The 25593-nt window shown below is 66.4% G+C and carries 23 protein-coding genes; 16 read left to right on the plus strand and 7 right to left on the minus strand.

From position 1 onward, the window contains the following. The first annotated feature begins 7 nt into the window (after positions 1-7). The gene (locus tag IU448_RS27520) at positions 8-772 is read left to right on the plus strand and encodes a glutamate racemase (protein ID WP_195058599.1); all 765 of its coding nucleotides are present in this window, start codon (positions 8-10) and stop codon (positions 770-772) included. Positions 773-822: 50 nt separating this feature from the next. Here IU448_RS27520 and IU448_RS27525 read toward each other — a convergent pair whose 3' ends face one another. The 3 genes from IU448_RS27525 to mftR2 form a co-directional block, all read right to left on the minus strand. After that, a complete protein-coding gene (locus IU448_RS27525) occupies positions 823-3384 on the minus strand; it encodes a hypothetical protein (protein ID WP_195058600.1) in 2562 nt (853 codons plus the stop codon). 114 nt (positions 3385-3498) lie between these two features. Then, on the minus strand, positions 3499-4554 hold the full coding sequence (locus IU448_RS27530; protein WP_195058601.1) for a ferredoxin--NADP reductase: 1056 nt from the start codon (positions 4552-4554) through the stop codon (positions 3499-3501). 67 nt (positions 4555-4621) lie between these two features. Beyond that, positions 4622-5272: a mycofactocin system transcriptional regulator MftR2 gene (gene mftR2, locus IU448_RS27535; RefSeq protein WP_228814520.1), complete on the minus strand. Its 651-nt coding sequence runs from the start codon at positions 5270-5272 to the stop codon at positions 4622-4624. A gap of 275 nt (positions 5273-5547) precedes the next feature. Between mftR2 and mftA the strand changes: the two genes are divergently transcribed. The 4 genes from mftA to mftG all read left to right on the plus strand — a co-directional run bounded on the left by mftA (position 5548) and on the right by mftG (position 10287). Then, positions 5548-5697: a mycofactocin precursor MftA gene (gene mftA / locus IU448_RS27540; RefSeq protein WP_063916007.1), complete on the plus strand. Its 150-nt coding sequence runs from the start codon at positions 5548-5550 to the stop codon at positions 5695-5697. Positions 5698-5708: 11 nt separating this feature from the next. After that, positions 5709-7214, plus strand: coding sequence for a mycofactocin radical SAM maturase (mftC, locus tag IU448_RS27545; RefSeq protein WP_195058602.1), 1506 nt, complete (start codon positions 5709-5711; stop codon positions 7212-7214). Positions 7215-7408: 194 nt separating this feature from the next. Continuing rightward, positions 7409-8809 carry a mycofactocin biosynthesis glycosyltransferase MftF gene (mftF, locus tag IU448_RS27550; RefSeq protein WP_195058603.1) on the plus strand — a complete coding sequence of 467 codons (1401 nt, stop codon included), beginning with the start codon at positions 7409-7411 and terminating at the stop codon, positions 8807-8809. Continuing rightward, positions 8758-10287, plus strand: a complete 1530-nt coding sequence (mftG, locus tag IU448_RS27555) for a mycofactocin system GMC family oxidoreductase MftG (RefSeq protein ID WP_324188734.1) — start codon at positions 8758-8760, stop codon at positions 10285-10287. The genes mftF and mftG overlap by 52 nt, the downstream gene beginning before the upstream one ends. A 596-nt stretch (positions 10288-10883) precedes the next feature. On the opposite strand, the gene IU448_RS27560 is transcribed toward mftG, so the two are convergent. From IU448_RS27560 to IU448_RS27575, 4 genes are all read right to left on the minus strand, one after another. Further along, positions 10884-11684 (minus strand): carbohydrate ABC transporter permease, encoded by an 801-nt coding sequence (locus IU448_RS27560; RefSeq protein ID WP_416383054.1) that lies wholly within the window; start codon positions 11682-11684, stop codon positions 10884-10886. Positions 11685-11725: 41 nt separating this feature from the next. Next, positions 11726-12673, minus strand: coding sequence for a carbohydrate ABC transporter permease (locus tag IU448_RS27565; protein ID WP_195058604.1), 948 nt, complete (start codon positions 12671-12673; stop codon positions 11726-11728). Next, complete coding sequence (locus tag IU448_RS27570; RefSeq protein WP_416383051.1) at positions 12670-13992, minus strand: ABC transporter substrate-binding protein; 1323 nt, start codon at positions 13990-13992, stop codon at positions 12670-12672. The genes IU448_RS27565 and IU448_RS27570 overlap by 4 nt, the downstream gene beginning before the upstream one ends. Before the next feature lie 359 nt (positions 13993-14351). Next, positions 14352-15284: an oxygenase MpaB family protein gene (locus tag IU448_RS27575; RefSeq protein WP_195058605.1), complete on the minus strand. Its 933-nt coding sequence runs from the start codon at positions 15282-15284 to the stop codon at positions 14352-14354. A 275-nt stretch (positions 15285-15559) separates the two neighbouring features. Here IU448_RS27575 and IU448_RS27580 point away from each other — a divergent pair, with 275 nt between their 5' ends. From IU448_RS27580 to IU448_RS27630, 11 genes are read left to right on the plus strand one after another with little or no spacing between them, the layout of a single operon-like run. Next, entirely contained in the window at positions 15560-15784 is a 225-nt protein-coding gene (locus IU448_RS27580; RefSeq protein WP_195058606.1) for a hypothetical protein, read from the plus strand. After that, the gene (locus tag IU448_RS27585) at positions 15784-15999 is read left to right on the plus strand and encodes a hypothetical protein (protein WP_195058607.1); all 216 of its coding nucleotides are present in this window, start codon (positions 15784-15786) and stop codon (positions 15997-15999) included. Before IU448_RS27580 ends, IU448_RS27585 begins: the two co-directional genes overlap by 1 nt. After that, positions 15993-16853, plus strand: coding sequence for an MlaE family ABC transporter permease (locus IU448_RS27590; RefSeq protein WP_195058608.1), 861 nt, complete (start codon positions 15993-15995; stop codon positions 16851-16853). Before IU448_RS27585 ends, IU448_RS27590 begins: the two co-directional genes overlap by 7 nt. A gap of 1 nt (position 16854) precedes the next feature. Next, the gene (locus IU448_RS27595) at positions 16855-17718 is read left to right on the plus strand and encodes an ABC transporter permease (protein WP_195058609.1); all 864 of its coding nucleotides are present in this window, start codon (positions 16855-16857) and stop codon (positions 17716-17718) included. Between the two features lie 7 nt (positions 17719-17725). Next, complete coding sequence (locus tag IU448_RS27600) at positions 17726-19204, plus strand: MCE family protein (protein WP_195058610.1); 1479 nt, start codon at positions 17726-17728, stop codon at positions 19202-19204. Continuing rightward, positions 19204-20226 (plus strand): MCE family protein, encoded by a 1023-nt coding sequence (locus IU448_RS27605; RefSeq protein WP_195058611.1) that lies wholly within the window; start codon positions 19204-19206, stop codon positions 20224-20226. Before IU448_RS27600 ends, IU448_RS27605 begins: the two co-directional genes overlap by 1 nt. Continuing rightward, complete coding sequence (locus IU448_RS27610) at positions 20226-21236, plus strand: MCE family protein (protein ID WP_195058612.1); 1011 nt, start codon at positions 20226-20228, stop codon at positions 21234-21236. Before IU448_RS27605 ends, IU448_RS27610 begins: the two co-directional genes overlap by 1 nt. Then, complete coding sequence (locus IU448_RS27615) at positions 21233-22333, plus strand: MCE family protein (protein ID WP_195058613.1); 1101 nt, start codon at positions 21233-21235, stop codon at positions 22331-22333. Before IU448_RS27610 ends, IU448_RS27615 begins: the two co-directional genes overlap by 4 nt. A 38-nt stretch (positions 22334-22371) precedes the next feature. Beyond that, positions 22372-23457 (plus strand): MCE family protein, encoded by a 1086-nt coding sequence (locus IU448_RS27620; protein WP_228814528.1) that lies wholly within the window; start codon positions 22372-22374, stop codon positions 23455-23457. Beyond that, on the plus strand, positions 23454-24635 hold the full coding sequence (locus IU448_RS27625) for an MCE family protein (RefSeq protein WP_195058615.1): 1182 nt from the start codon (positions 23454-23456) through the stop codon (positions 24633-24635). Before IU448_RS27620 ends, IU448_RS27625 begins: the two co-directional genes overlap by 4 nt. 12 nt (positions 24636-24647) lie before the next feature. Then, positions 24648-25568: a hypothetical protein gene (locus IU448_RS27630; RefSeq protein ID WP_195058616.1), complete on the plus strand. Its 921-nt coding sequence runs from the start codon at positions 24648-24650 to the stop codon at positions 25566-25568. Positions 25569-25593: the final 25 nt, after the last annotated feature.

Consider the following 25593-nt stretch of genomic DNA (forward strand, 5'->3'; position numbering starts at 1 on the left):
GTTCGGTGTGATCGTCGCGCTCATCGATTCGGGTTTCGGGCTGCTGCCCACCGCGGCGTGGCTGCGCAAGCTACGCCCCGATGTGGATCTCCTGCTCCAGTTGGACCCAGACGGCGCGCCGTGGGGTCCCAAACCACACGACTGGGTGATCGAGCGGGTGGTCTCGACCGCGCGCACTGCCCGCGACCTGGGCGCCGAGGTGGTCGTGCTGCCCTGTAACACCGCCAGTGTGACCGCGCTCGAGCACGTCCGCGCCGAGCTGGGCTCGCAGGTCCCGGTGGTGGGTACCGTTCCGGCCATCAAACCGGCCGCCGCGGCCTGCCGGTCGATTGCGGTGTGGGCGACTGCCGCGACCACGGCCAGCCCTTACCAGGCCGATCTGATCGCGCGGTTCGGCGGGGACGCGAAGGTGACCGGTGTGGCCTGTCACGGGCTTGCCGAAGCGGTAGACCGCGGCAGTATGGCCGAGGTCCGGGCGGCGGTGGCCGATGCGGCGGCCCGCACCCCCGCCGATGTCGAGGGCGTGGTGCTCGGCTGCACTCACTACCCGTTGATCGTGGACACGATAGTCGCTGCGCTGCCGGACGGTGTCCGTTTGTTCGACAGCGCGCAGGCCGTCGCCGCGCAGACGGTCCGGCGGATGGAGGCGTTGGGGGATATGGTGCCCGGTGACGGCACCGTGCAGGTCCGCCTGAGTGGACTGCCCGGGGCGCTACCGCTCGGCGCCGCGGCGTACGAGTCCGGGCGCATTTTGGGTGCCGGCCGAAAGTAGCGGACAGTCGCTCGAACTTCTCGGCCGGCGGTTCGCAGGTCGACGGGACGTCAGCCCGGGCGTTCGACGGCCGGCTGGATATTCAGGTCCGCGGCGAGCAGCCGTGCCGATCTCCTCGCCCGTCGCGACGCCGTTCCGGACAGATCGGCGTGCGCGAGGCTGTCGAGCTGATGCCATGCCGCGACACTGCGGAGCTCGGCCAGGGCATCGATGGCGCGGTTGCGGCAGTAGTCGTCGAGTCTCGGGATGGTATGGCCGAGAAGGTGAACGGTCGTATCGTCACCCAGTAGTCCCTGGGTCCGCAAAACCCAACGGCTTACCGGCTGGGATGATTCGCGACCTGGGCGCGCGAAGTTCGCGTACCAAGCGCGGAACAACGCCCGGGCGAACGCCGCGAGCGAGCGCGGGTCGGCGGCCTCGATCAGCGCTCGAACGCCGTCGTAGGGTTCGTGTGATTGCCACATTGCGAGCATGGTGCAGATCCGTGCGGTCGTCGGCCTCGGTAGCGCGGCGTGGCCGTCACGCAGCAGAATCTGCGGCAGCAGCGTCGGCTGTACCCACTGCGGCACGGGCGGAATGTATCCCGGAAGCTGCCAAATGCGTCTGCTGGGATGCAGCATGGCGTCTGCTTCCCGCAGTGCGGCGTCGCCGTATTGCTCTGCGGCAGCGCGAATCGCCCCGAGGTGGCCTTTTCGAACCAGCTGGTGCAACGCTGATTCGGCCCGGTTTCGCATCGTGCCGTGCGCGCCCAGCGCCCAAGCCACCAGATCGACGGCGGCGGTATCGATATGCCGGTCGAACCATGCGGCGGCTGCGTGGCGCGGTGCCTCGCTGTCGAGGAGTAGATGCAACATCAACCGCGTGACGGCGGTACCGTCCATCGTGGCCAGGGCGGGCGCCATGGCCGCCGGGTGTCGCTGGGCGGCTTCGAGGGTTATGTCGAGTGCATCGCGTTCGAACCGGCCGATCATCCGCCGATAAGGTCCGAACCAGTAGGGGTACGACCACTTGGTCTCGCGCTCGAGCTCACGCAGCCGCTCTCGTGCCTCCGCCTCGGGCCCCAATGCGATGGCGGTGACCATATCGTAGCCCCAAGATCCCCATTTGTTTTCGGCCAGCACCCCCTGTGCCCATCCGGGTTCGAGTTCTCGCACGGAGCCGGTCGGCGTTCGCGCCCAGCGTTCGCGTTCGCCGGGAAGCCACTTCACTTCGAGCGGCCGCCCGGGTGGTGTGCGTACGACGCGGCGGGTTCGCGGCCGTCGCCCAAGGTCTTCCCAGGGCGGATTTTCCAGCAGACCGGACAGTTCCGCCGGTATGGATTCGGGGAACTGCTCACCGAAGCCGAGCTCGTGCAGGTCGTGCGGCGAGTTTCGGCGCTGCGTAATCAGCAGGCCCGGGTTTCGGCGGGCATGTTCGTGCAACAGCCGTTGGAGCTCGGGTAGCGCGCTGGTTGTGCCTCGTTGCACAAGTATCCGCATCGCGCGCCGCGGAAATCGGCGTGCTGCCTGCTGCAGGGCATCGACCACACACTGCTGGGGCTCCCCTTCGTCCGTTACGGCCCGCGCGAGCAGCAGCTCGAACGCTTCGTCGGTCGGAAAACGAGCGAGGGTCGAGCACAGTTGTTCGGTACTGATCATCGCAGGGGTTGCCGGCACCTCGGTCCGCCTCGGAACCTGCAACTTCTCGTCGAGATAACGGGCAAGGACCGGTGCCGCCTTCGGACCACAGTTGACGATCACGTCGGGGTAGCGCTGGGCCATCGGTGCGAATCCGGCCAGCTCTACGATGCGTGCAAGCTGTTCACCGGTGGTGGCGGAAGCCGCGAGCAGCGCGTACTTGCCGGTCTCGGCGAGCGAGGACAGCTCTTCGACCGGTTGTCCGGACGCGAGCTCCTTATTGAGCCAGCGCTGTTCGGTCGGCACCAAGAACACGGAAGCATATGCCACGTCCGACAACATGTGGTCGGCGCGCAGCCGAGCGAGTCGGGCCACCGCGAGTCGGTAATCGCTCTCGGATGCTTCCGCCAGGCGCTCGCGCACCCGTTCGACTGCCGCCGACCACACCTCGAGAGGGTGGTCCTGAGGTAAAACCTTGTGCAACACACCGCCGGTCCACAACTGCCCTGGGTCACCGCGGTAGTGAACGACGGTGATCGAAGCCCGGACACCGCCCCACACTGCGACCCGGCGCGGGCGCAGCCCATAGAGGTCGCTCTGTAATTTCGTGAGCCGGATGGCGGCTTCGGCCGCGAATACGAGGCCGTGTTCGGCGACCCAGGCGTCGGCGACGGCTCCCGCGGCGGCGGCATCGAATCCGTCGCGTGTACTGGCCAGCACGCAGATCAACGCCCCGGCACGTGGGGTGCGGTCCGGGTGTGCGAGTTCGGCCACCGCACCGCTGAGAGCCGTCGGACCGTAGTCGGCGTCGGCTGCCAGCAGACTATCGACCGTATGGGCGCATCCGCCCATAAATTGCGCCAGCGAAGTGCCGATCGCGGCAAAGCGTTCGAGATCGCCGGCCCGCCCCGACCCGCGAAACGGAGCAGCGTCCGCCCACCAGTGCTCGGGTACGACCCAGGTGTCCTCCGCCGCTTCCGGCGCAATTTCCACCATGAACGATCCCTACCGAGAGAAGTCCGATTCGAACGGAGCATGCAGTCTCTCAGCGCCGCGGCGGTACCGGTTCGCTGTTGTTCTCAACCCTGGCGAGAGCGGGACAAGCCGACCTCAGAACTGAATCCGCAGCCGATCCGTAACCGGCCGTGCCTGGCAGCCGAGGATGTACCCGGCCTCGATGTCCTCGGGGTCCAGAATCTCGGCGTTCTCCATTTCGACCTTGCCCTCCAGCACCGTGCAGGCGCAGGACCCGCATTCGCCTTCCTGGCAGGAGTACGGCACATCGAGACCTTTGTCGAGCATGATGTCGACCAGCGTCTGTTTCCGCGGCCAGCTGAGGTTGTGTACCTCGCCGTCCAGTTCCACTTCGACCGTGGCCGCGTCGGCGGCTTCTTCCGCCGAGATCTCGACGGGCGCGCTGTCGGCGAAGGGGTCACCGGCGAGGGAGTTGAAGATTTCGGCGTGCGTGCGGTTACGCGGGACACCGAGCTGGCCGAGGGCGTCGTGGACGCCGTCCATGAACGGGCGTGGCCCGCACATGAAGGCCGAACGGTCGGTGTAGGGGCGGAACAGTTCGGCCAGTGCGGTGACGGTGGGCAGCCCCTGCAGTGTTTCCAGCCAGTGCAGTACGACCAGCCGTTGCGGGTGCTTTTCCGCCAGTTCGCGTAGTTCGGTGGCGAAGATGACCGATTCGGGGTCGCGGTTGGCATAGAACAGCACGATCCGGCCGGTGCCGCGGTCGAGCGCGGATTTGAGGATCGACATCACCGGGGTGATACCGCTGCCGGCGGCGCACAGCAGCAGGTCTTCGTCGAGGTTCTTGGGGGTGAATACGCCCGACGGCGGCAGCACCTCCAGTTCGTCGCCCGGTTTGATGTTGTCGCAGAGCCAGTTGGATCCGTAGCCGTCCTTGGTCCGTTTCACCGTGACCTTGGGCAGGTCGTCGGTGAAGGGGGAACTGGCCAGCGAATAGCATCGCGCCACCGACCCGGTGCGGTCGCTGGGGATACGCAGAGTCAGGAACTGGCCGGGCTGGTAGGCGAACTTTTCCCGGGCCTGCTCCGGTACCTCGAAGACCAGCGAGCTCGCGTCGGTGGTTTCCGCGATGACCTGGGCGACCCGCAGTACGACGGATCGTGACCCATGGGGTACTTCGACGGTGGTCATCTCGTCCTCTCGACACCTGATAGCCGACGGCATCCAGCCTACGGCAAAACTAGAACGTGTTTCAATTTTAGCCTATGTCGGCTGCCTGCTGTCGAGTGAGCTGGCCCTCGAGTCCGGCGACCAGCACGCCGACCCCGAAATCGTAGGAGTATTTGCCACGCAGATCGGGCAGGTATTCCATTGCGCGGGCAACTCGCTCCGGCATCACCACATCGGGCGGGGTGTCGAGGTTGCGCGGGTTCACCCGGCGGCGACCGAACAGGTAGGTGTGGATGGTCGCGTAACCGGCCAGCACATTGCGGTCGTCGAAGCCGGCCTCGTAGAGGATCTCCATGATCGCGGCGATCAGATCGAGCTGCTTACCCAGCATCTGCTCGATGAGAATGTCGCCCAGACCGGGGTGACGGCGCAGGCGTTCGTCGATCTGGGCGAGGAGGTCGATCAGCCGGTCCTGCCAGGTCCCTGATTCGGGCGGAGGTTTGCGGACTCCGGTGAGCGCGGCCGTGGCGACCAGGTCGAGCAGTTCACGCTTATCGGCCACGTAGTAGTAGGGGGCCATGGGGGAGACGCCGAGTTCGCGTGAGAGTCGTCGCATGGATAGTTTCTCCACCCCGTCGGCGCGCACGACCCGGAGCGCCGCCTCGACGATCTCCGTCTCCGAGAGGGTACTTCCGTTACCGCCCCCGCCCCCACTCGTCTGCATTCGCACGACTCCCATTGCCACCTCTACATGCTGGGCGGCACGCGCCCGTCACGTTCTGTTCAGCTGCTTTGCCCCCGCAGTCTAGAGGTCGCGTTCCGGCGTGAGCGTCCACATTACTCGAAAACCCTTTCTTTTTGTCAGTGTATGACGTTATGGTGTGACTGCGGTCGCATCCGGCGACCGCAGCGCCGGCCCTGTGCCACCGCTCACCAGCGGTATCCCATGCGGTACCGCGGGGCAGCGTCGTGGCAGCCCCTGGCCGGCGCAGGCGCCAATCAGTGGAGGTAGCCATGGCGGACAACCGTTCCTTCGGACCGGCCGAAACCGATCACCGCGGACCGATCGGCACAGTCGAGAACCAGGCGAGCGAGGACGCTCCCATCGTCGAGGAGACCCTGATCGAAGAGGTGTCCATCGACGGTATGTGCGGCGTCTACTGATCGGGCCGGAGATGCTCGATCTGGAAACCCGCTGGCAGTTACATCCCCGCGTGGCATTGCGGCCGGAACCCTTCGGTGCGCTGCTGTACCACTTCGGGACCCGCAAACTGTCGTTCCTGAAGAATCCGCGGATCGTCGAGATCGTGCGCTCCCTGCCCGGGCACACCTCGGCCCGTGCGGCCATCCGGGCCGCCGGCATCGGGGACTCCGCCGCCGATCCGTATGTGCAGGCACTGGCCGACCTGGCCGAATCGGACATGATCCAGCAGGCACCGGAAACGGCCGCGCTCACCGAGACCGCGCCGTTCACCGGTGTCGGGCCCGCCGATCCGGCGATCCGGCTGGTGGATCGGTTCGAATCCGGGCTGGCCGCGCCGATCTGCCTCACCTGGGAACTCACCTACGCATGCAACCTGTCGTGCGTGCACTGCCTGTCCTCCTCGGGCCGGCGCGATCCCGACGAACTCAGCACCGAGCAGTGCAAGGCGCTGATCGACGAGTTCCAGCGGATGCAGGTGTTCTACGTGAACATCGGCGGCGGTGAGCCCACCGTCCGCCCGGATTTCTGGGAACTGGTGGACTACGCGACCTCCCATCAGGTGGGCGTGAAGTTCTCCACGAACGGTGTGCGCATCACCCCGGAGGTCGCGCAGCGACTGGCCGCGAGCGACTATGTGGACGTCCAGATCTCGCTGGACGGCGCCGATGCCGAGGTGAACGACGCGGTGCGCGGGCCGGGGTCCTACGATACGGCGATCCGGGCGCTGGAGAATCTGGCGAACGCCGGGTTCGAGGATGCGAAGTTGTCCGTGGTGGCGACCCGGCACAATATCGACCAGCTCGACCAGTTCAAGGAGATCGCCGATCGTTACGGCGCCACCCTGCGGCTCACCCGGCTGCGGCCGTCGGGTCGCGGTGCGGACGTCTGGGACGAACTGCATCCGCTGCCGGAACAGCAGCGGACTCTCTACGACTGGCTGGTGCGCAACGGTGAAGGTGTACTCACCGGCGATTCGTTTTTCCACCTCTCCGCATACGGCGAGGCCCTGCCGGGGCTGAACATGTGCGGGGCCGGGCGGGTGGTGTGCCTGGTGGATCCGCTCGGCGACGTCTACGCCTGCCCGTTCGCGATCCACGAGCGGTTCCATGCCGGAAACGTCGTCACCGACGGCGGTTTCGCCACGGTGTGGCGGGAATCGGAGCTGTTCAACGAGTTGCGGGAGCCCAGCGATGGGGGTGCGTGCAGCAAATGCGCGCATTACGACTCCTGCCGCGGCGGCTGTATGGCGGCGAAGTTCTTCACTGGGCTGCCCGCCGACGGGCCGGATCCGGAATGCGTTCAGGGTTACGGGGAAGCGGCGCTGGCCGACGCCGGGCGGATCATCCCGCGTCCGGCGGTCGACCATTCGCGCAAGAGCTCCCCGCGCCGGCCGCGTTCGGGTGGACCCGTTCCGCTGACGTTGCTGCCGCCGGCGAAACGTCCGGCGCGTGCCTGCGACGAGAGTCCGCTCGTGTGAAAATTGTTGGATGACACCGCCCCGAGCAACGATAGCCGGATCGTTGCTCGGGGCGGTTCCTTATGTCCGTGCTACCGCTCCGGTGACCCATTTCATGACTGTGTCCACCGTCGTTCGGCAAATTTCTCCCGAACGAAACACTTTTTCCCGGACTGCTGATGTCTCGTAACGAATCGGCAGTTACCATCCGTGGAATGCGCCATGATCGCCTGCCCGACGGATTCGGGGTGCGGATCGACCCACGGGTACGCGCATACTCGGGGGGACGCATCCTGATCGGTGGCTCACCCGCTCGTTTGCTGCGCCTCGCTCCCGAGGCCGCGGAGATGATCGGCGACGGCTACCTGGAAGTGAACGGCCCGCAATCGGCGGTGGTTGCCAGACGGCTACTGGATTCCGGTGTCGCCAACCCCCGGCCCCGGCTCCTGCCGAAACCGGAGGACGTCACCGTCATCGTCCCGCTGCACAACAACCCGGACGGTCTGCGGCGGCTCCTGGCGACCTTGAGCGGCCGCACGGTCATCGTGGTCGACGACGGTTCCGACGAGCCGGTGCAGGTGCCCGACGAACACGGCCGCCGGTGTCAGGTGAAGGTGCTGCGCCACGAGCAGCGGCGGGGTCCGGCGGCCGCCCGCAATACCGGTCTGCGCGCCGCGTCCACCCAGTTCGTCGCTTTCCTCGATTCCGACGTGGTCCCGCGCAGCGGCTGGCTCGAGGTGATGCTGGGTCATTTCAGCGATCCGCAGGTGGCGCTGGTCGCCCCGCGGATCGTCGCATTGGACCCGGAATCCACGACGCTGGCCCGCTACGAACACACCCGCTCGTCGCTGGATCTGGGCCGGCGGGAATCGGCGGTGCAATCCGGCGGTGTGGTGTCCTATGTTCCGAGCGCGGCGCTGCTCGTGCGTCGTGCGGTCCTCGAAGCCGAGGGCGGGTTCGACGAAAGTATGCAGGTGGCCGAGGATGTCGACCTGTGCTGGCGGCTGGAACGCGCAGGCTGGCGGTTGCGCTACGAACCGGCGGCGCATGTGGCCCACGATCATCGGGTCTCGTTCCGCGAATGGTTCCGGCGCAAATTGTTCTACGGCACCGGCGCCGCACCGCTGAGCCGGCGGCACGCCGGGAAGGTCTCGCCGCTGCAGATACCCAAATGGACCGCGCTGTCCGCGATCTTCCTGGCGACCCGCAACCGCTGGGGCCTGCTGGCCGCGGTACTGACCCTGCTGGTGCCGTTGCGCCGGCTGCGGATCGCGTTCGCGGGCGTGGACAACCCGACCGGGGTCGCGGCGATCTATGTGGCCCGGGGTTTCTTCGCCGGACTGTGGCGGCTGTCCTCGGCCATGTTCCGTCACTATTGGCCGATAACCCTTGCGGCGATGCTGTTCTCCCGCCGGGTCCGCCAGACCGCGCTGACCCTGGCACTCGCGGAGGGCGCGGTCGACTGGTACACCCATCGGGAGCCGGGCGGGCTGGACCCGCTGCGCTATATCGCGTTCCGGCGGGTCGACGATATCGCCTACGGAACCGGTCTCTGGGTGGGGGCGTGGCGGGCCGGCAGCCCGGCCGCGTTGAGACCCACCGCCCCACCCCGGTAGCGGAAGCGGGCACCATGGTGGACACGCTGATCATCGGTGGCGGAAGCGCCGGTTCGGTGCTGGCCGCGCGGCTGAGCGAGGACCCCGGGCATACCGTGCGGTTGGTGGAGGCCGGTAGTCACCGCCGGTCGGCGGCCGATTTCCCGCCCGAACTCGCCGACAGCGCCGCGTTGCCGGTGGGCGGCGCAGCGCCGTGGCTGTGGCGGTATCCCGCGGCGCTGACCCCGGAACTGCCGGGGCAGATCGTGCGCGGTCGCGGGATCGGCGGTTCGGGTGCGGTGAACGGCTGCTACTTCATCCGGGCCGCGGCCCGCGATTTCGCGGCCTGGAGCCGGGAGGCGGGCACGCTCGCCTGGGATTTCGAGGAAGTGCTGCCCTACTTCCGGTCGCTCGAGAACGACGAGGACTACGGCGACCACGCCGGGCACGCAAGGACGGGGCCGGTACCGGTGCGCCGGATCGCCCGGCCCACCCGGCTGGCCCAGGAATTCGCCGAGACCTGCATGGATCTCGGTTTCTGCGAAGTGCCCGACTGGAACTCGATGCCCGGCGGGCCGGATGCGGGTGTCGGTCCGGTGCCGTGCACGATCGGGCCGCCGGATGCTTCGGGACGGCATCGGCGGATCGGTCCGGCGCATTCCTATCTTCTGCCCGCGCTGTCACGGCCGAACCTGATCGTGCGCGGCGATACCGTGGCGGTCCGCCTGCGCTTCGCGGGAAACCGGGTCGTCGGGGCGGATTGCCTGGCCGAGGGGAAACCCGAGACGATCCATGCCGATCGGGTGGTGCTGTGCGCGGGGGCGATCGAATCCGCTGCGTTGCTCTTGCGTTCCGGCATCGGTCCTGCCGGTCAGCTCACCGAGCTGGGGATCCCGGTTGTCGTCGCGGCGCCGGTCGGCGAATGGGCCGTCGATCATCCCGAGATCGGTATCGAGTACCGGCATCCGGCCCCCGCGGCCGGTGCGGTCCCGCTGGAATACGTGCTGGGATTCGACGATATCGAGATCCGCCCCTATACGGTGGGTTTCGCTCCCGGGGTGCACCGGATGGGCGTCGCCCTGATGCGGCCGACCAGTCCGGGCCGGGTCCGGTTGACCGGCTCCGATCCGTTCACGCCCCCACTGATCGAACAGGGCTATCTCGCTACGGCCGCCGATCGTTCACGGTTGCGGGCGGCGGTGGGGCTGGCCGGCAAGATTCTGGACGTGATGTCGGCGCAGTGGTCCGGCGCAACGGACGAGGACGCGATCTCGGATCGCTGGTTGTACGAACGTCTCGGTACGTCTCAGCATCTGGCGGGTACCTGCCGGATGGGCCGCTCCGACGATCCGCGGGCAGTGGTCGACGAGCGGTGCCGGGTGCACGGTGTGGCCGGATTATCGGTGGTCGACCTGTCGGTGGTGCCGGTACCGCTCAGCCGGGGCCCCCATGCGACGGTGGTGCTGCTCGCCGAACGCGCCACGGCGGATCTGCGCTGAGCCGTCCGGCCGGATACGGTGGCGCACCGGGCAGGTCGAATCGCCCGGCGCTATTCGGGACACGTACCGGCTATTGTCGCGCTAACGGCCGCCGGACCGTGCCGTGGCGGAAGGCATCCATCACCCGGCTCCCCCCGGGTGGCGTCGCCGGTTCCACTGGGGTACTTTCCTGCGGTGCGGTACGCCGGTCGGGCCGCGCCGCCCGGATCGTAGATACCGCCGCGGCCACGATTCCCGCCTGCGAACCGCCCGCCCGCGGGTGCGGCCACCGGCCATCGTCGCACCTCGACAGCCTGCGCCGGGGCAACCGGTCCGGTAGGTGAGCTGTATCGGTCGGGGATACAGCTCACCGGGTGGCCCGGACGAAATACCAAGTGGCGCCGGGCAATATTGCATCTCCATTTTCGACACCCCGGCCCGATCTCCCCGGTTATCCGCGCCGAGCAAGTACTCTGGTCCCCCGGGAGGCCCGGAGCGGCAACGCGATCCGGCCCCCGGGAATCCGCACCCGGCGCCGAACACCGGGGAAGGTACGGCGCCGGTGCGGAAGGTCCCAGCGAACTTCCCGCGACTCCGCTGTCCTGCGGCGATCCGATCTATCGGCCGCGGAGTCCGGACAGGGTGATACCGCGGACGAATGCCTTCTGCGCGAGAATGTAGGCCAGCAGCAGCGGCAACAGGATAAGCATGGACGCGGCCATCAGTACCGGCCAGTTCGAAACGTACTGCCCCTGCATCCACACCAGTCCGAGGGTGACGGTGGAAATGTCCCGGCGCTGAATCATCACCAGCGGCCACAGGAAATCGTTCCAGACGTTCACCCAGGTGAGCACCGCCAGCACCATAACCGCCGGTTTCGCGTTGGGCAGCAGCACCCGCCAGTAGATCTGCCACGGTGAGCAGCCGTCCAGTACCGCGGCTTCTTCGAGTTCGGCGGGCAGCGTCCGGAAGAACTGCCGCATCAGGTAGGTGCCGAAGGCATTGCCGAACAGACCCGGCACGATCAGTGCCCAGGGCGTATCCGCCCAGCCCAGCGTGCGGATGAGCAGGAACTGCGGAACGACAGTCACCGTGAGCGGGACCATGAGCGTGGCGAGATAGGCCACGAACAGAACCTCCCGGCCGCGGAAGCGCAGCCGGGCGAACGCGTATCCGGCCAGTGAACAGAAGAAGACCTGTCCGGCCGTGATACACCCCGCGTAGACGACGGTGTTGACAAACATCCGGCCGAACGGCATCAGCTCGAAAACCGCCGCATAGTTGGACCACTGCGGATCCCGGGGGAACAACGCCGGCGTGGTGACCTCCGACTGTTCTTTCAGCGAACCCGACAGCGCCCACAGGATCGGCAGCAGGGCACACCAGGCCATCGCGATGAGGACCAGATACAGCGCCACCGCCCGGCCGGCAGCGCGGGGCGGCCGCCACTGTGCCGGCCTCACGTATCCGCGGCGTTCTTGCGCGAGAACCGAACGTGCGCGGCGGTGAGGGCCAGCAGCACCACGAAGATCAGCCACGCAATGGCGCAGGCATAGCCGGCGTCACCGAATGCGAACGCGTACTGGAAGATCATGATGCCGAAGACGTAGGTGCCGGTCTCGGGGCCGCCGTGGCCGCCGGTGAGAACATAGATCTGGTCGAAGGCCTGTACCGCGTTGATGATCGAGACCACCAGGATGAACGACAGCGCGCCCCGGATCATGGGCACGGTGATGGATACGAACCGCCGGATCGCGCCCGCGCCGTCGATTCTCGCCGCCTCGTAGAGATCGTCCGGTACGCCCTGCATCGCGGCGAGCAGAACAACTGTCGCGAACGGCACGCTCTTCCAGATGGTGACCAGGCAGACCGAGACCATCGCCCACGACGGGTCCACCAGCCAGGGCACCGGGCCGACTCCGGCCCAGCCGAGCATCGTATTGAGTAAACCGTTGTTGGTATCGAAAACGAAACGCCAGATCACCGCCATCACCACGCTCGACACCGCCAGCGGCAGGAACATGACGGCCCGGAAGACGGTGATTCCCTTGATCCGCCGGTTGAGCGCGCCGGCGACGACCAGGCTTATCGCCACGGTCGGTAGCACGGTGCCGAGCGTGAAAACGATCGTGTTCCGCAAGGCGATGACGAACAGCGGGTCGGCGGTGAGCAATCGGCGGAAGTTCGTGAAACCGGTGAACCGGATCGGGCCGAACAGGTCCCATTCCTGAAAGCTCAGGTAGAGCGAGAATCCCAAGGGGAACAGCAAGAACACCAGGACGGCCAGCAGGTTGGGGGCGATGAACAACCGTGCCGCCCGGGCCCGGCGTACGGCCAGTTCCGGGGGCCGCCGGGCCGGAACGGGTGCGGCGGATTTCGCGAGGACGGTCTTCTCGGTGAGAGTCATTGGTTGCGCAGCACCTCGTCGGCTTCGGGAGCGAGTCGGTTCTTCAGCGATACGGCGGGCCTGGCGCCCCGGAGCACCGGGCCCAGATAGCGATCCATCAGGGCATCTATTCGCGCCCAGGCCGGAGTGACCGGTAGTGGTGCGGAATTCGTGGGTCCCTCGACGAGGATGTCCAGGTTGCCGATACTCGTATGCGCTTCGGCGAACCCGCGCGACCGTACCGCGGATTTTCCGGCCGGTACGAAAAGCCCGGTTTCGGCCACCACGGCCTGCCCGGCCGGTCCCGCCGCGAATTTCAGGAATTCCCAGGCTTGCTCTTTGCGCGGGCTGTCGGCGGCGATGGCCAGACCGGTGGTTCCGATATTCGACCGGGCCCGACTGCCGTTCGGCCCCACCGGTAGTGCGGTGATATCGAAGTCCAGTTCGTCGGCGGCCGAGAATGTCTGGTAACGCCAATGCCCGCCCAGGGCGAGCGCGGCCTTGCCCTGCGTGAACAGGTCCATGGTCGAAATCGACTGCTGATCCGCCGGGGTCGGGGCCACACCGTGCCTTGTCGCCAGATCGGCGTAGAACTGAACGCCTTCGATGAATGCCTCGTCGGCGAAGGCCGAGCGGTCCGGTACGGTCCGCGGGATGGTCCATTCGGCGCCGTTGTCGATGGCGAACAGGCCGGCCGAATAATACGGCACCCAGGTGTCGACGAACCCCCACTGCCCGACCCGCCCCGACCGGTCACGCTCGGTGAGCGCCCGGCAGATATCCAGGAACTCGGCAAAACTCCAGGCTCGGTCCCAGTGCCCGGGTGGTCGGATACCTTCGGCATCGAACAGGTTCCGGTTGTAGTACAGGAAGTTTCCCGACCACTGCTCCGGCAGCGCGTACTGACCACCTTTGTAACGGAACGTGTCGTACAGTGCCGCGACACTATCGGCTTCCAGTTCGGCGGCGAACCCCGGATCGCGCTCGAGCATGGTGTTCAGATCCAGCAGGACGCCACGATCCGCGAGCCCGGCATAGGTCTGCTCCCACGCCATCAACACGTCCGGGCATTTACCGCCCGCGCAGAAGGTGAGCATCTGCTGCATCGGATCGGGACCCGACAGCACCGTCCGCACCCGGATCTCCGGATACCGGCGGGCGAACTCGTCGATCACTCGCTGCCGGCCATCGGCTTCGGCAGGGTTGGCCTGGAAGAAGAACGTCAGCGCATCGTCGTCGCCGGTGCATCCGGTCAGGATCGGAGCCGCCAGCGTGACGCCGATTCCACCGGCGATACCCAAGAATTCGCGCCGGCCGAGCGCTGGTCCAGTCTGCTGCACGCCGCGTCACCTCGTTCCTGCGCGGCGTCCGCCTACGCAGAATCATCCGGATCGGGAACCGTGGATCTCCTACCGTCGCCGGTTCGGCAACGTCGGTACCCGCAGATTGTCCAATGCCGGACGGCGAATCGGCCCGAACGACTCACCGCTCCGCACCGCGGTCAGTGATTTGCGAGCACACGGTGATATCGCAGGCGACCGAAGGCCGGCGCCTCGGCGGCGAGGCCGGGTGAGTCTCGCTCGGTGGGGCGACCGTATGCGGTCCGCCCGGTTGCGTAGCGTGCACGACCGACAAGATTCCGGTGCCCTGGCTGCCGCGAGATCACGCGTGAGGTGATCACAGGGTGCGCCGCCGGGCGTCAGAGGAGTTTCTTCTGTTTCTCGATGCGCCGGCGGACATCGGCCATGAGGGCGTGGCTGCCGCCGTGGCGCAGGAAGCGGGGGATGAAGCGGTTGACGAACCCGACGAAGAGGAAGAGATTTTCGAAGCGGCGCTGATCGGCGGCGGACCATTCGACCTGCATCTGTTCGCGGAAGTACGGGGCGAGAAAGCCGATGGTGAGGAAGCGCAGCAGGCCGCGGAACGGCAGGCGCAGGTACCAGTGGATCATGCGCAGGTTCAGCAGGTCGTCGAGATAAGCGCGGACGTAGTCGTCGAGAACGGCGTCTGCACAGGCATCGTTCCAGTATTCGTCGAACTCGGCGCGGGTGGCCGGCCACATCTCCTCGGTGACCTGCAGAGTCGTGGCCAGCGACGACGATGATCGGTAGAAGGCCTCATTCTGTTCCGGGCCCATCCTTCCGGCGAGTAGCTGGTAGGTGTCCTCGAAGCCGATGTAGAGGCAGGCCGCGACCCAGAGTTGCAGCTTGCGGTCGAAGGCGTTGTATTTCACCGGGGCGCCGGGTTCGGAGCGCACCTGCCGGTGGACTACGTTCACCGCCGCACGGAAGATCTTCTTTTCCTCCTCGTTGCCGAGGATGGCGACGGCCAGGTACTGGGTGGTGGTGCGGGCGCGTTTCCACGGGCGCTTCATCAGCGACCCCGATTCGACCTTGCTCTCGGCGACACCGTAGCCGACACCGGGGTTGGCCATCTGCATGATCACGTTCGCGGCGGCGCCGGCGAACTGCCAGAAGTCGAGGGCGTCGGTGAGTTTCAGGGGGCGTCTGGTGAACGGGCGGTGGGTGGTGGCGATCCGGATACGGGTCTGTTCGGTGGTCAGCGGCAACTGGTTTCCCGGCTGCGGACCGTGCGGGCTATCGGGTTGCCAGGAGTGTGCTGCGGCTGTCATGAGTGTCCTTCCTCAGGGATCAGATGTGGTCTAAGTTACTCCAGATTCTCACAACAGTCGCTTGATATGAAGGAACGGTCACTAACTTTTGAGCCGGTGAATTGATTGGTAAACGTACCTAGATCAGGTGCGTAGCCGTTATCGGCGACCAGTGATCTTCGCGAAAACCTTCCGCTGTGGCGTGAATCGTGCGTAACATACCGCTCCAACCCGACCGTCTCAGACGTTCCCCGGCGGGGAGGGCGCGTAGCGGCCGGACAAGGAAGGAGCGCAGCATGCTCAAACGGCTGGATCGCATATTCAGCTATGAGATGAAGGTGTCGGAGTTCCTCGGCACTCTCATCATCCTCGGAATCCCGTACGGAATCATCGGAATCGTCTGGTCACTCACCCACACCTCGCATCTTCGCGAGCTGCACGGCCTGGACGTGATCATCTCGTTCCTGGGTTCGATCGTGTGCTGGCCGGTGCTCCTCTTCTCGAACGTGACGATGACCTGATGATGGCGCTGGTGTGGCTCATCGACCTCTTGGTGATCGTCGTCAAGATCCTCGGTGGGCGGACGAAAGTGAACCCGGTACTGCGCTTCGGGTTGTGGCTCGCCCTGCTCTGTGTGCTCGCCGCCGGGCTCGCGGTGGTGGGCGCCGGACTGGTGCTGCTGCAGCAATACCTCGGCGGTGACTTCGAGACGACCGGGCCGGAACTGCCATGGTGACCACTGGAAACAGCCAACCGGAGCAGCGCACCGACCTCGAACAAGCCGTCGACGATCTGTTGGGCCTGTGGCAACGCCACCCCCAGCGCTCCCTGGAAACCCTCGGCCGTCAGGTCACGCTGGGCCGCGAGGCCGTGGTGGAGACGGTGAAATCCATCGCCGCACGCCGATTCCCGTTCGCCGAGTTCGCGAAACAGTGCGCGTTCATGGCGAACGTCTCGGCCGCGCCCACCATCTTCGTCGCCATGCCGATCGCGGTCGTGGTGTCCATCCAGATCGGTGCGCTGGTGAACCAGGTCGGCGCCACCACGTTCATCGGCGCGGTCGCGGGCCTCGGCATCATCCGCCAGGGCGCCCCACTGGTGACCTCGCTGATGATCGCGGGCGCCGTCGGTTCGGCCATCTGCGCCGACCTGGGTTCGCGCACCATCCGAGAAGAGATCGACGCGATGATGGTGATGGGGGTCAACCCCGTCCGGAGACTCGTGGCGCCGCGGCTGGTGGCGGCCGTGGTGGTGAGCATGCTGCTGTGCGGGTTCATCGTGTTCGTCGGATTCGCGACTGCCTACATGTTCAATGTCTACGCCCAATCCGGCACACCGGGCTCGTTCATCGGCTCGTTCGCATCTTTCGCGGTGGCCAACGATATGGCGGTGGCGCTGGTCAAATCGGCGATCTTCGGGCTGCTCACCGCGATCATCGCCTGCGATATCGGGCTGCACGCCAAGGGCGGTCCGGGCGGGGTGGCCAATGCGGTGAACTCGGCGGTCGTGTCCTCGGCACTGATGCTGTTCGCCACCAACATCATCATCACGCAGGTGTACAACACCGTCTTCCCGACGAAGGTGATCTGACGTGGGCACTCCGTATACGCCGCCGGCGCTCAAACCGGTCCGTATGGTGGCCTCCGCGGCGGCGGTGCCGGTGGAAGCCAACCGGCGGCTGGGCCACCAGGGGATCACCTTCGTTCAGGCACTCATGGCGATCCCGTTCGTGCTGAAGCACTATCGCAAGGAAGTGCTGCGGCTGACCGCCGATGTCGGGTGGGGCAACGGCTCGCTGGTCGTGGGCGGCGGCACCGTCGGTGTGGTGATCATTCTGTGCGGTTTCGGCGGAATCACCGTGGGGATGGAGGCGTTCAGCGCGCTCGAGCTGCTGACCATGGGGCCGCTCACCGGCGCGATATCCGGGTTCGCGACCACCCGTGAGTTAGCGCCGATTCTTGCCACGCTCGCATTCGCGATCCAGGCCGGCTGCCGGTTCACTGCACAGCTGGGGTCCATGCGGATCGCCGAGGAGATCGACGCACTGGAATCCATCGCCATCCGCCCGCTGCCGTATCTGGTGACCACCCGGATGATCGCGGCAACCCTGACCATCATCCCGCTCTACAGCGTGGGCCTGGCAGTGGCGTACCTGGCCACGAAGCTCTCGGTGCTGATGCTGGGCGGGACCTCCGCGGGCACCTACGATCACTACTTCTTCCAATTCCTGCTCGGCCCGGACCTGTTCTTCTCGCTGCTCAAAGTCGTGGTGTTCGTCCTGCTGGCCACATTCATCCAGTGTTACTACGGCTTCTTCGCGGCGGGTGGCCCCGAAGGCGTCGGGGTGGCGGCCGGACAGGCGATCAAGATGGTGATCGTCGTGATGGTGTTCGCGAATCTGTTCTTGACACTGGCGATCTGGGGAATCGACCCCGGCTTCCGGATTTCGGGGTGAGGTGTCGATGATCATCGATCACAGCGGCCGGGGCCCGCGGCCGTGGCATGTGACCGTGGCCGGACTGGTGATGCTGACCGTTGTGGCGGTGCTGCTGGGTCTGCTCGGGCTGCGCTACACGGGACGATTCGAGGACCGGGTCCAGGTGCGGGCGGTGCTCACCAGCACCGGGGACGGATTACCGGAACGCGCGGACGTGAAATTCCGGGGCATGGTCGTGGGGGCGGTATCCGCCGTGGACGTCGTGGCCGCGGGGAAGCGGCAGCGGGTACAGATCGACCTGGACTCGCGGATCGCGCCGACCATCCCGGACAACGTCACTGCACGGGTCGTCCCGAACAACCTGTTCGGCGTTACCGGTATCGAACTCGTGGACAACGGCAGCACACCGGGCCGGCTGACCGCCGGCGCCGAGATCGCCGAGGACACCAGTGCGGGCACGGTCCAGCTACAGACCACGCTCACCGTGCTGCGGGATGTGCTGAACAAGATCCAGCCGGAGAAACTCGGCCGGGTACTGGCCACCTTCTCCGAAGCGCTCGATCCCGGCGCGCGCGCCCCGGGTTCGACGATCGAGCGGCTGGACACCTGGGTCACCGAGGTGCGCAAGATCGAGGGCGTCGGCGAGTTGCTGGGCGATCTCGGCCGTGCGACCACCGCGCTGAGCCGATCGGCGCCGGAGCTGGTGGGTGTGCTGTCCGAATCGGTGACCACCGCACGCACCGTCACCGAACGACGCGAGAACCTCATCACCATGCTCGCCAACGCCAGTGGCGCTGTGGGTTCGGTGAACAGTCTGTTCGCGCGGAGCCCGGACGCGGCCAAGGAACTGGTACCCGGACTCGACGGCCTGTTCGGTTCGCTGGCCCGGGATCCGGAGGCCATCCCGACCGCTGTCGCCAACCTCGATACCGCACTCGGGAAACTGTCCGGTGCGTTCGGCTGGGGAGCGCAACGGCAGATGCGCTGGAGCCTGGACGTGTCGTTCACGCCGTTCCAGCAGTACACGGCGCAGGACTGCCCCCGCTACGGCGAGATGGCCGGCCCGCGCTGCGGTGGCCCGTCCGTCCCGCAGGTCGCGCCGGTACAGCAGTACCCGCCGAACCTGCTGCCCGGCTGGTTACCGGGCGCGGGACCGAAACCGCAACTACCCACCGCGCCCGCGCCCGTACCGAAACCAGTGCTCCCGCAGATCCCGGGACTGCCGGTACTGCCCGGCCTGCCCGCCATCCCGGGGATCACCGTGCCTCTGTTTCCGGCCCCGCCGGGACAACCCGCACCGCCGGGGCAACCCGCACCGCCGGGGCAAGCGGTACTGCCGGGGCAACCGGCGGTGACACCGGCCGGGCGGCCGATCGCCCGGTTGCGCGGGCACGCCGCCGTCGCCGCGCTGCTCGGCCGGCAACCGAGCACCTCCGAATTGCTCCTGCTCACACTGGTACTGGCGGGCGGCACGATCGACGTCTACTCCGAGGGGGCTGCCTGATGCGCCTGGCGCGGACAATAGCCGGTTTCAGTATTTTCGCCGTGATCGCGATCGTGCTGACCTACACGATCTGGTCCACGCTGCAACGGTCGGTGCCGGGGGAGACCGAAACCTATTCGGCCACCTTCACCGATGTGATGGGCGTGCGGGTCGGCGACGATGTGCGCATGGCCGGGGTGCGGGTGGGCCGGGTCGATGCGATCGAGTTCGAACCGGATTACCAGGCTCGGCTGGTGCTGCGGATCGAGGAACGGCAGCGGCTCACCGACACCACCAAGGCGCTGGTGCGTTACCAGAACCTGATCGGGCAGCGCTATATCGCGCTACTGCCGGGTGCCGAGAAGGGCGTGGAGGTTGCACCGGGATCGCATATTCCGGTGGAACGTACGGAGCCTTCCTTCGATGTCTCGGCGCTGTTGTCCGGGTTCGAGCCGCTGTTCAGCGTGCTGCAACCGGATCAGATCAATTCGCTGTCCGACACCCTGATCCAGGCGTTGCAGGGCGACGGGGTCTCGTTGAGCGCGCTCATCACCCAGGCCGCGGAACTGGCCACCACCTTCGGTGAACGCGACGAGATCCTGGGCGCGGTGATCACCAACCTGAGCAGCGTGATCGCCGGTCTGGCCAACCGCAGCCAGGAACTGGAAACGTTGATAACCCAGACCAGGGGCCTGATGGACGCGTTGTACGCGCAGGGTGAAACCCTGAAGGCGTCGGTGGATACCGTGGCGCGTTCCACCGATGCGCTGACCGGCCTGATCGCCACGGTCAAATCGGATATCGCGCTGGCGCAGGACGAGGCAACCACCGCGGTGGAACTGCTGCTGCTCAACGGTGCCGCGCTGGACCAGGCGGCGATCGAACTGCCGAACGTCCTCAACGGGCTGGCCCGGTTCACCGGCTACGGCGCGTACGGCAACGCCTATATCTGCAACCTGGACGTCTCGCTGTGGGGTGTGCTGTTCCCGCCCGGACTGTTCTCCCAGATCGGCGGCGATTCGCAATCGGAGGTGTGCCGCTGATGGCGAGGCTAGGAATACCTTTCGCGAAGAACCGCTTCCTGTGGCAGGGATTGATCGCCGCGGCCGCCGTGGCGTTGCTGGTGGCCGGCTCCAGTGTGCTCTCGCAGATGCGGCTCACGGACAAGACCGTGGTCGCGGAATTCGCGCAGGCCGCGGGAATGCGCGCCGGAGCAACGGTGGACGTTTCGGGAATCGAGGTCGGCGAGGTGCGCGCGGTGCGGCTGGCCGGCGACAGGGTCGAGGTCGAGATGAAGATCAGCCGGGATATCCGGGTGGCCACCGACGCCCGCGCGGCGATCAAGATGTCCACCATTCTCGGCCGGTTGCATATCGAACTGATCCCGGGCGTGGGCGATGAGTCACCGGACAACCGGATCGCGCTGGCCGATACCACCGTTCCGTACAACCTGGCCAAAGTCATCCAGGACCCAACCTACAAATCGTCGTTCGAACGGATCGAGCGGATCGACCCCGCCAAGTTGCGGCAGGCTCTGGACGTCTTCTCTCGGCAGATGGGCGATTCGCCGGAGCTCGCGGTGACCGCACTGGACTCGATCGGCTCGCTGGCCGAGGTGATCAATGCCCGGCGCGACGAGGTCGATGTGCTGCTCAAGAGCATGGACCAGGTTTCGCAGCTGGTGGCCGACAACCAGAACAGTGTGCTCATGCTGCTCACCCGCGGTGAGGCGATCGGCAACGCGGTGGCCCTGCGCCAGGACATGCTGCGCCGGCTGCTGGACAATGTGGCCGCACTGTCGAGCCTGCTGCGGGATATGGGGCTGGAGAACAACGGCCAGCTCGGCCCGCTGATCCAGAACCTCGACACCATGACGCAGGGCCTGGAGAAGAACAAGGACAACCTGGACCGGCTGTACGAGATCATGCCGGTCACCCTGCGGCAGTTCAACAATGTGCTCGGCAACGGGCCCTACGCCGATGTGTGGGCGCCCTGGTTCCTACCGGACAACTGGTTGTGCTTCGCGCAGGTCGTCGAGGGGTGTGGTAAATGAGGCTGCGGAGGATCGCGCGCGTGCTCGCCGCCGGAATCGCCGGACTCTGCGCGGCCGGTTGCTCGGTGCTGCCCGACAGTATCGCCGGGCTGCCGGAACAATATCTGGGGGAACATATTCGGATCAGCGCCGATTTCGAGAACGTGGCCGGCCTGTACGCCGGTAACGAGGTCGCCGTGCTCGGTGTGTCCGTGGGCCGGGTGGAAACGGTGACCCCGCGCGGAAGCTTTGTCGAGGTCACCATGGCCCTCGACAAGGATGTGGAAGTGCCGGCCGATGCGATGGCCGCGCTGATCTCCCCCCAGCTGATCACCAACCGGCATGTCGAGCTCGCCCCTGCCTACAGCGGTGACGGGCCCACACTCACCGACGGTGCGCATATCCCGTTGGAACGCACCCGGGTACCGGTGGAACTCGACCGGATCCTGGAGAATTTCGACCAGCTCGGCGCCGCGCTCAAAGGCGATAACGAGGTCGGGCCGCTGGCCAGCCGGGTGCTGTTCCCGCTGCTCGAAGGTAACGGTGACCGGCTGCGGGAAACGCTCGACGACCTGTCCGCCGCCTTCGAGGTGACCTTCGCCAACAAGGACCAGATCGCCGGCACCATCATAAAACTGAACGAGATCACGCACGTCGTCGCCCAGAACGATCAGACCGTCCGTGATTTCAGTGCCCGCCTCACCGAATTGGTGCAGTTGATGGGGGAGCAGTCGCCGGGTCTGCACGCGGTGCTCGTGCAGTTGAACGATTTCGTGAACAACACCTCGACCCTGGTCGGACAGAACCGCGACCAGCTCGCGGGGGCGTTGCAGCGATTCGTCACCATCACCGACCAGATGCGTGCCAACGCCCGCGGCCTCACCGAACTGGTGGACGTCGGCCCGCTGTTCTTCGAAAATCTCGCCAACGGTGTGAGCCACGAGCATCGGGCGTTCCGAGTGCACGCGCTGTTGGACAAAGCCCTGCTGGACAACGAGGTGCTGTCCACGTTCTGTGAACGGATCCAGCTGCGCGCCGACGGCTGCCGCACCGGCCGGGTCCAGGACTTCGGCCCCGATTTCGGGATCACCGCGGCGCTGCTGGGGTTGACCCGATGAAACAGATTGTTGTGCCGGGTATACGGCGGCTTGCTCTGATGTTGACGGCGGTGCTTGCGGTTTCGGGCTGTGGTGCGCTGACAGTGCAGGAAATACCGATGCCGGAACCGGGAATCGGTGGTCCCGGGTATACCGTGCGGGCTCGTTTCGAAGACGCGCTCAACCTGCCCGACCGCGCCCACGTGAAGATCGGCGGCACCGATATCGGGGTGGTCACCGATATCTCCACCACCGACTTCGTGGCCGATGTGGATATGTTGATCCGCGCGGACATCCGGCTGCCGCGCGGTACCACCGCCGAATTGCGGCAGGCCACGCCGCTCGGCGATATTTTCATCGCCATGACCCTCCCGAGGGAGGAGCCGAACGCGGCACTGCTCGGCGAGGGCGATGTCATCGATACCGATCACACCGGTGCCGGTGCGTCGGTGGAAGAACTCATGGTGTCGGTATCACTGCTGCTCAATGGTGGTGGCCTGAACCAGGCGGCCCGGATCACCGCGGAAATGGATTCGATGTTCGGCGGGCGCGCGCCGCAACTGGCGCATCTGATCACCGAGATGACGCAGGTGCTGAGCGCCCTGAACGCGCGGACCGCCGATATCGACAGTGTGTTGCACGGGCTGAACGTTCTCACCGGTGAACTGGCCGCCAGGAGAAACGAACTGGGACAAGCGGCGGAAACGTTCCCGGATCTGCTGGGCCTCGTGGCGGAGAACAACCGTGATATCACCGCCTTGATCCAGAAGATCTCGGTGACCATGGCGGCACTGGGCGATTTCACCGATACGACCAGTCCGGAGTTCATCAGCCTGTTCGACAGTATCCGCCGGCTCATGGGCGGGTTCACGGCGATGGGCGACAACCTACGGCAGACACTGGACGGCTTGCATGCCCTGTATCCCTCGCTGGAGCAGTCGTTCGAAGGACCGACTCTCGCGGTGGCGGCACGGGTCTCCTACCTGAGTGTCGGCGCGCTGACCGATCCGACCCGGAGCCGGTTGCCCGACGGAACCGATATACCCGCCTTCATCGGCAGCCTCGCCCAGGTATTGCAGAAGATCCAGGGCCGGCTGACCAGTCCGCCGCAGCCCACCCCGGCACCACAGGAAGGGCCGCGATGAATATTCCGTTGTGGAACTGGCTGGTCCGGCATCGGATCAGGGTCGCGAATCTGGGGCTCGTGGTGGTGCTGATCGCCGGTTGCGGATATCTCGGCGCGGAAGTGCTGCGGATCAACCTGTTCCCCAACAGCACCTACCGGGTGACGGTAGAACTCGCCGGGTCGGGCGGATTGCTGACCGGCAACGATGTGAACTTCCGTGGGACCCGGGTGGGACGGGTCGCCGATGTCCGGGTTTCCGATACCGGAATCGAGGCGGTTGCCGAAATCGACTCCGGCATGCGGATTCCGGTCGGCGGCACGGTGGTGGTCGGGCGGCTGTCCGCAGTGGGCGAGCAGTACCTGGACTTCCGGCCGGACTCGGATACGGGCCCCTACCTGCGCGACGGTGACCGGGTGGCGGTCGAGCGCACCCATATCCCGGTGACGGTGCATTCGCTGCTGTCGAATATGAGTGCCATGATCAGCGGTCTCAATCCCGACCGGCTCACGGTGATCGTCGACGAACTGGACAAGGCGCTGGCCGGTGGCCCGGACCGGCTCCAGAACATGATCTCCGGGATCAGCCGGGCAATGGCGGGCCTGGAAAATCTGCTGCCGCAGACCCGGCAGCTCATCGAGAACCTCACGGTGATCGCCGAGACCACGCAGTACGCCCAGCCCGATCTCGGCACCCTGACCGGTTCGGCGAGCGCGCTGTTCCAGCAGTTGACCGCCGCCGATCAGGAGGTCCGGCGACTGCTGGACCTCGCGCCCGGGCAACTCGCCACGCTGGGCGGTTTCATCGACGAAACCCAGGACCCGATCACCAATCTGGTCACCAACTTCGTCGCCATCACACGGGCCGCGAAACTACGCCGGCCCGCGATCGCGGCCCTCTTCCCGGCTCTGCGGGCGGGGACTTCGGCGCTGAATGTGCCGGTCCACGACGGGATGTTCCACACCCTGGTCGATATCTGGCCGCGACCCACCTGCGAGTACAACACCATTCCACTGGTTCCCACCGAACCGGTGGCCGATACCCGGGTCCGTTTGTACAACTACTGCGTCACGAACGATCCGGCGCTGCAGGTGCGCGGTTCGGCCAACGCGCCGCGGCCGAATGTTCCCGACAACACCGCCGGCCCGCCGCCGGGAGTCACCGGTAACGAACTGTCCCGTCCCATCCCGGGCCGTTAGGAGACGACGAGAATGAGCGATGAACCCGCCGAATCCACCGCCGATGAACCGGAGGACGACGCGAAACCGGGGACCGGTGAGAAGTCCGCCGATCCGGCAGCGACCGCCGAGTCCGGCTCGGCGACTCCGGACGCCGCCGAGCCGATGCGGTCCGATCCCGGCCTCGGCGAATCGGCGGGAACCGGGTCCGCGAGCGTGGAGGCAGATGAGCCCCGGCGCGCCGACAGCGGCACGGCGCCGAGTGCGTTCGCGTCCCCGAGTGCGGATTCGCCGGAACCAGCGGTCCGGACCGCGGTAGACGGTTCAGCGACGGTGGGCGGCTCGGAAACGACTGCGGAACAGGGGAAGGCTGTTTCGATGAAGAAGCTGCTCGCCGGCCGGAAAACGGGTGGATCCGCCGGCGCGCCGGAACAGGCCGGCTCGGGGGTGCGGCCGCGAGTACTGTCCGGCGCGCTGGCGATGGCGGTGCTGCTGCTGATCGGGGCGATCGGGGTCGCCGGGTACCTGTACGTGCAGGAGCGGGACAAAGCCGAGTTGCTGGCCGCCTACGACGAGGTACAGCGGGCGGCATGCCGATACGCGCCGGTACTGGCCAACTATGACGCGAAGAATCTGGAACCGTACTTCTCCGCCGTCCTGGACGGCGCCACCGGCGATTGGAAGAAAGAATTCGAGACCACCACCGGCGAACTGCGCGAGGCCCTCGTGGCCGGTGAAGTCGTCTCGACGGCCGGGGATATCCAGTGCGCGGTGAAGACCGCGGATACCACATCCGCGCAAGTCGTGGTGGTGATCGGACAGACCATCACCAGCCTGGGCACCCAGGGGCGGCCCGCCCCGGGACAGTTGGCCATGGTGATGCGGATGCAGAAAACCGACGGCCGCTGGCTGGTCGATCAGATGACCTCACCGCTGACGGCGCCGCGGCAGTGAACAACCGGTGCGGCCACCCCGCCCG

It is taken from the genome of Nocardia flavorosea (genome assembly GCF_015477805.1).
In the GTDB taxonomy this organism is placed as follows: Bacteria; Actinomycetota; Actinomycetes; order Mycobacteriales; family Mycobacteriaceae; genus Nocardia; species Nocardia flavorosea_A.

Excerpts from the sequence above, each read along its gene's own strand:
- IU448_RS27525 (WP_195058600.1), bottom strand. The coding sequence starts at position 3,384 with ATGGTGGAAATTGCGCCGGAAGCGGCGGAGGACACCTGGGTCGTACCC.
- IU448_RS27530 (WP_195058601.1), bottom strand. The coding sequence starts at position 4,554 with ATGACCACCGTCGAAGTACCCCATGGGTCACGATCCGTCGTACTGCGG.
- mftR2 (WP_228814520.1), bottom strand. The coding sequence starts at position 5,272 with ATGGGAGTCGTGCGAATGCAGACGAGTGGGGGCGGGGGCGGTAACGGA.
- mftA (WP_063916007.1), top strand. The coding sequence starts at position 5,548 with ATGGCGGACAACCGTTCCTTCGGACCGGCCGAAACCGATCACCGCGGA.
- mftC (WP_195058602.1), top strand. The coding sequence starts at position 5,709 with ATGCTCGATCTGGAAACCCGCTGGCAGTTACATCCCCGCGTGGCATTG.
- mftF (WP_195058603.1), top strand. The coding sequence starts at position 7,409 with ATGCGCCATGATCGCCTGCCCGACGGATTCGGGGTGCGGATCGACCCA.
- IU448_RS27565 (WP_195058604.1), bottom strand. The coding sequence starts at position 12,673 with ATGACTCTCACCGAGAAGACCGTCCTCGCGAAATCCGCCGCACCCGTT.
- IU448_RS27575 (WP_195058605.1), bottom strand. The coding sequence starts at position 15,284 with ATGACAGCCGCAGCACACTCCTGGCAACCCGATAGCCCGCACGGTCCG.
- IU448_RS27580 (WP_195058606.1), top strand. The coding sequence starts at position 15,560 with ATGCTCAAACGGCTGGATCGCATATTCAGCTATGAGATGAAGGTGTCG.
- IU448_RS27585 (WP_195058607.1), top strand. The coding sequence starts at position 15,784 with ATGATGGCGCTGGTGTGGCTCATCGACCTCTTGGTGATCGTCGTCAAG.
- IU448_RS27590 (WP_195058608.1), top strand. The coding sequence starts at position 15,993 with ATGGTGACCACTGGAAACAGCCAACCGGAGCAGCGCACCGACCTCGAA.
- IU448_RS27600 (WP_195058610.1), top strand. The coding sequence starts at position 17,726 with ATGATCATCGATCACAGCGGCCGGGGCCCGCGGCCGTGGCATGTGACC.
- IU448_RS27605 (WP_195058611.1), top strand. The coding sequence starts at position 19,204 with ATGCGCCTGGCGCGGACAATAGCCGGTTTCAGTATTTTCGCCGTGATC.
- IU448_RS27610 (WP_195058612.1), top strand. The coding sequence starts at position 20,226 with ATGGCGAGGCTAGGAATACCTTTCGCGAAGAACCGCTTCCTGTGGCAG.
- IU448_RS27615 (WP_195058613.1), top strand. The coding sequence starts at position 21,233 with ATGAGGCTGCGGAGGATCGCGCGCGTGCTCGCCGCCGGAATCGCCGGA.
- IU448_RS27620 (WP_228814528.1), top strand. The coding sequence starts at position 22,372 with ATGTTGACGGCGGTGCTTGCGGTTTCGGGCTGTGGTGCGCTGACAGTG.
- IU448_RS27625 (WP_195058615.1), top strand. The coding sequence starts at position 23,454 with ATGAATATTCCGTTGTGGAACTGGCTGGTCCGGCATCGGATCAGGGTC.
- IU448_RS27630 (WP_195058616.1), top strand. The coding sequence starts at position 24,648 with ATGAGCGATGAACCCGCCGAATCCACCGCCGATGAACCGGAGGACGAC.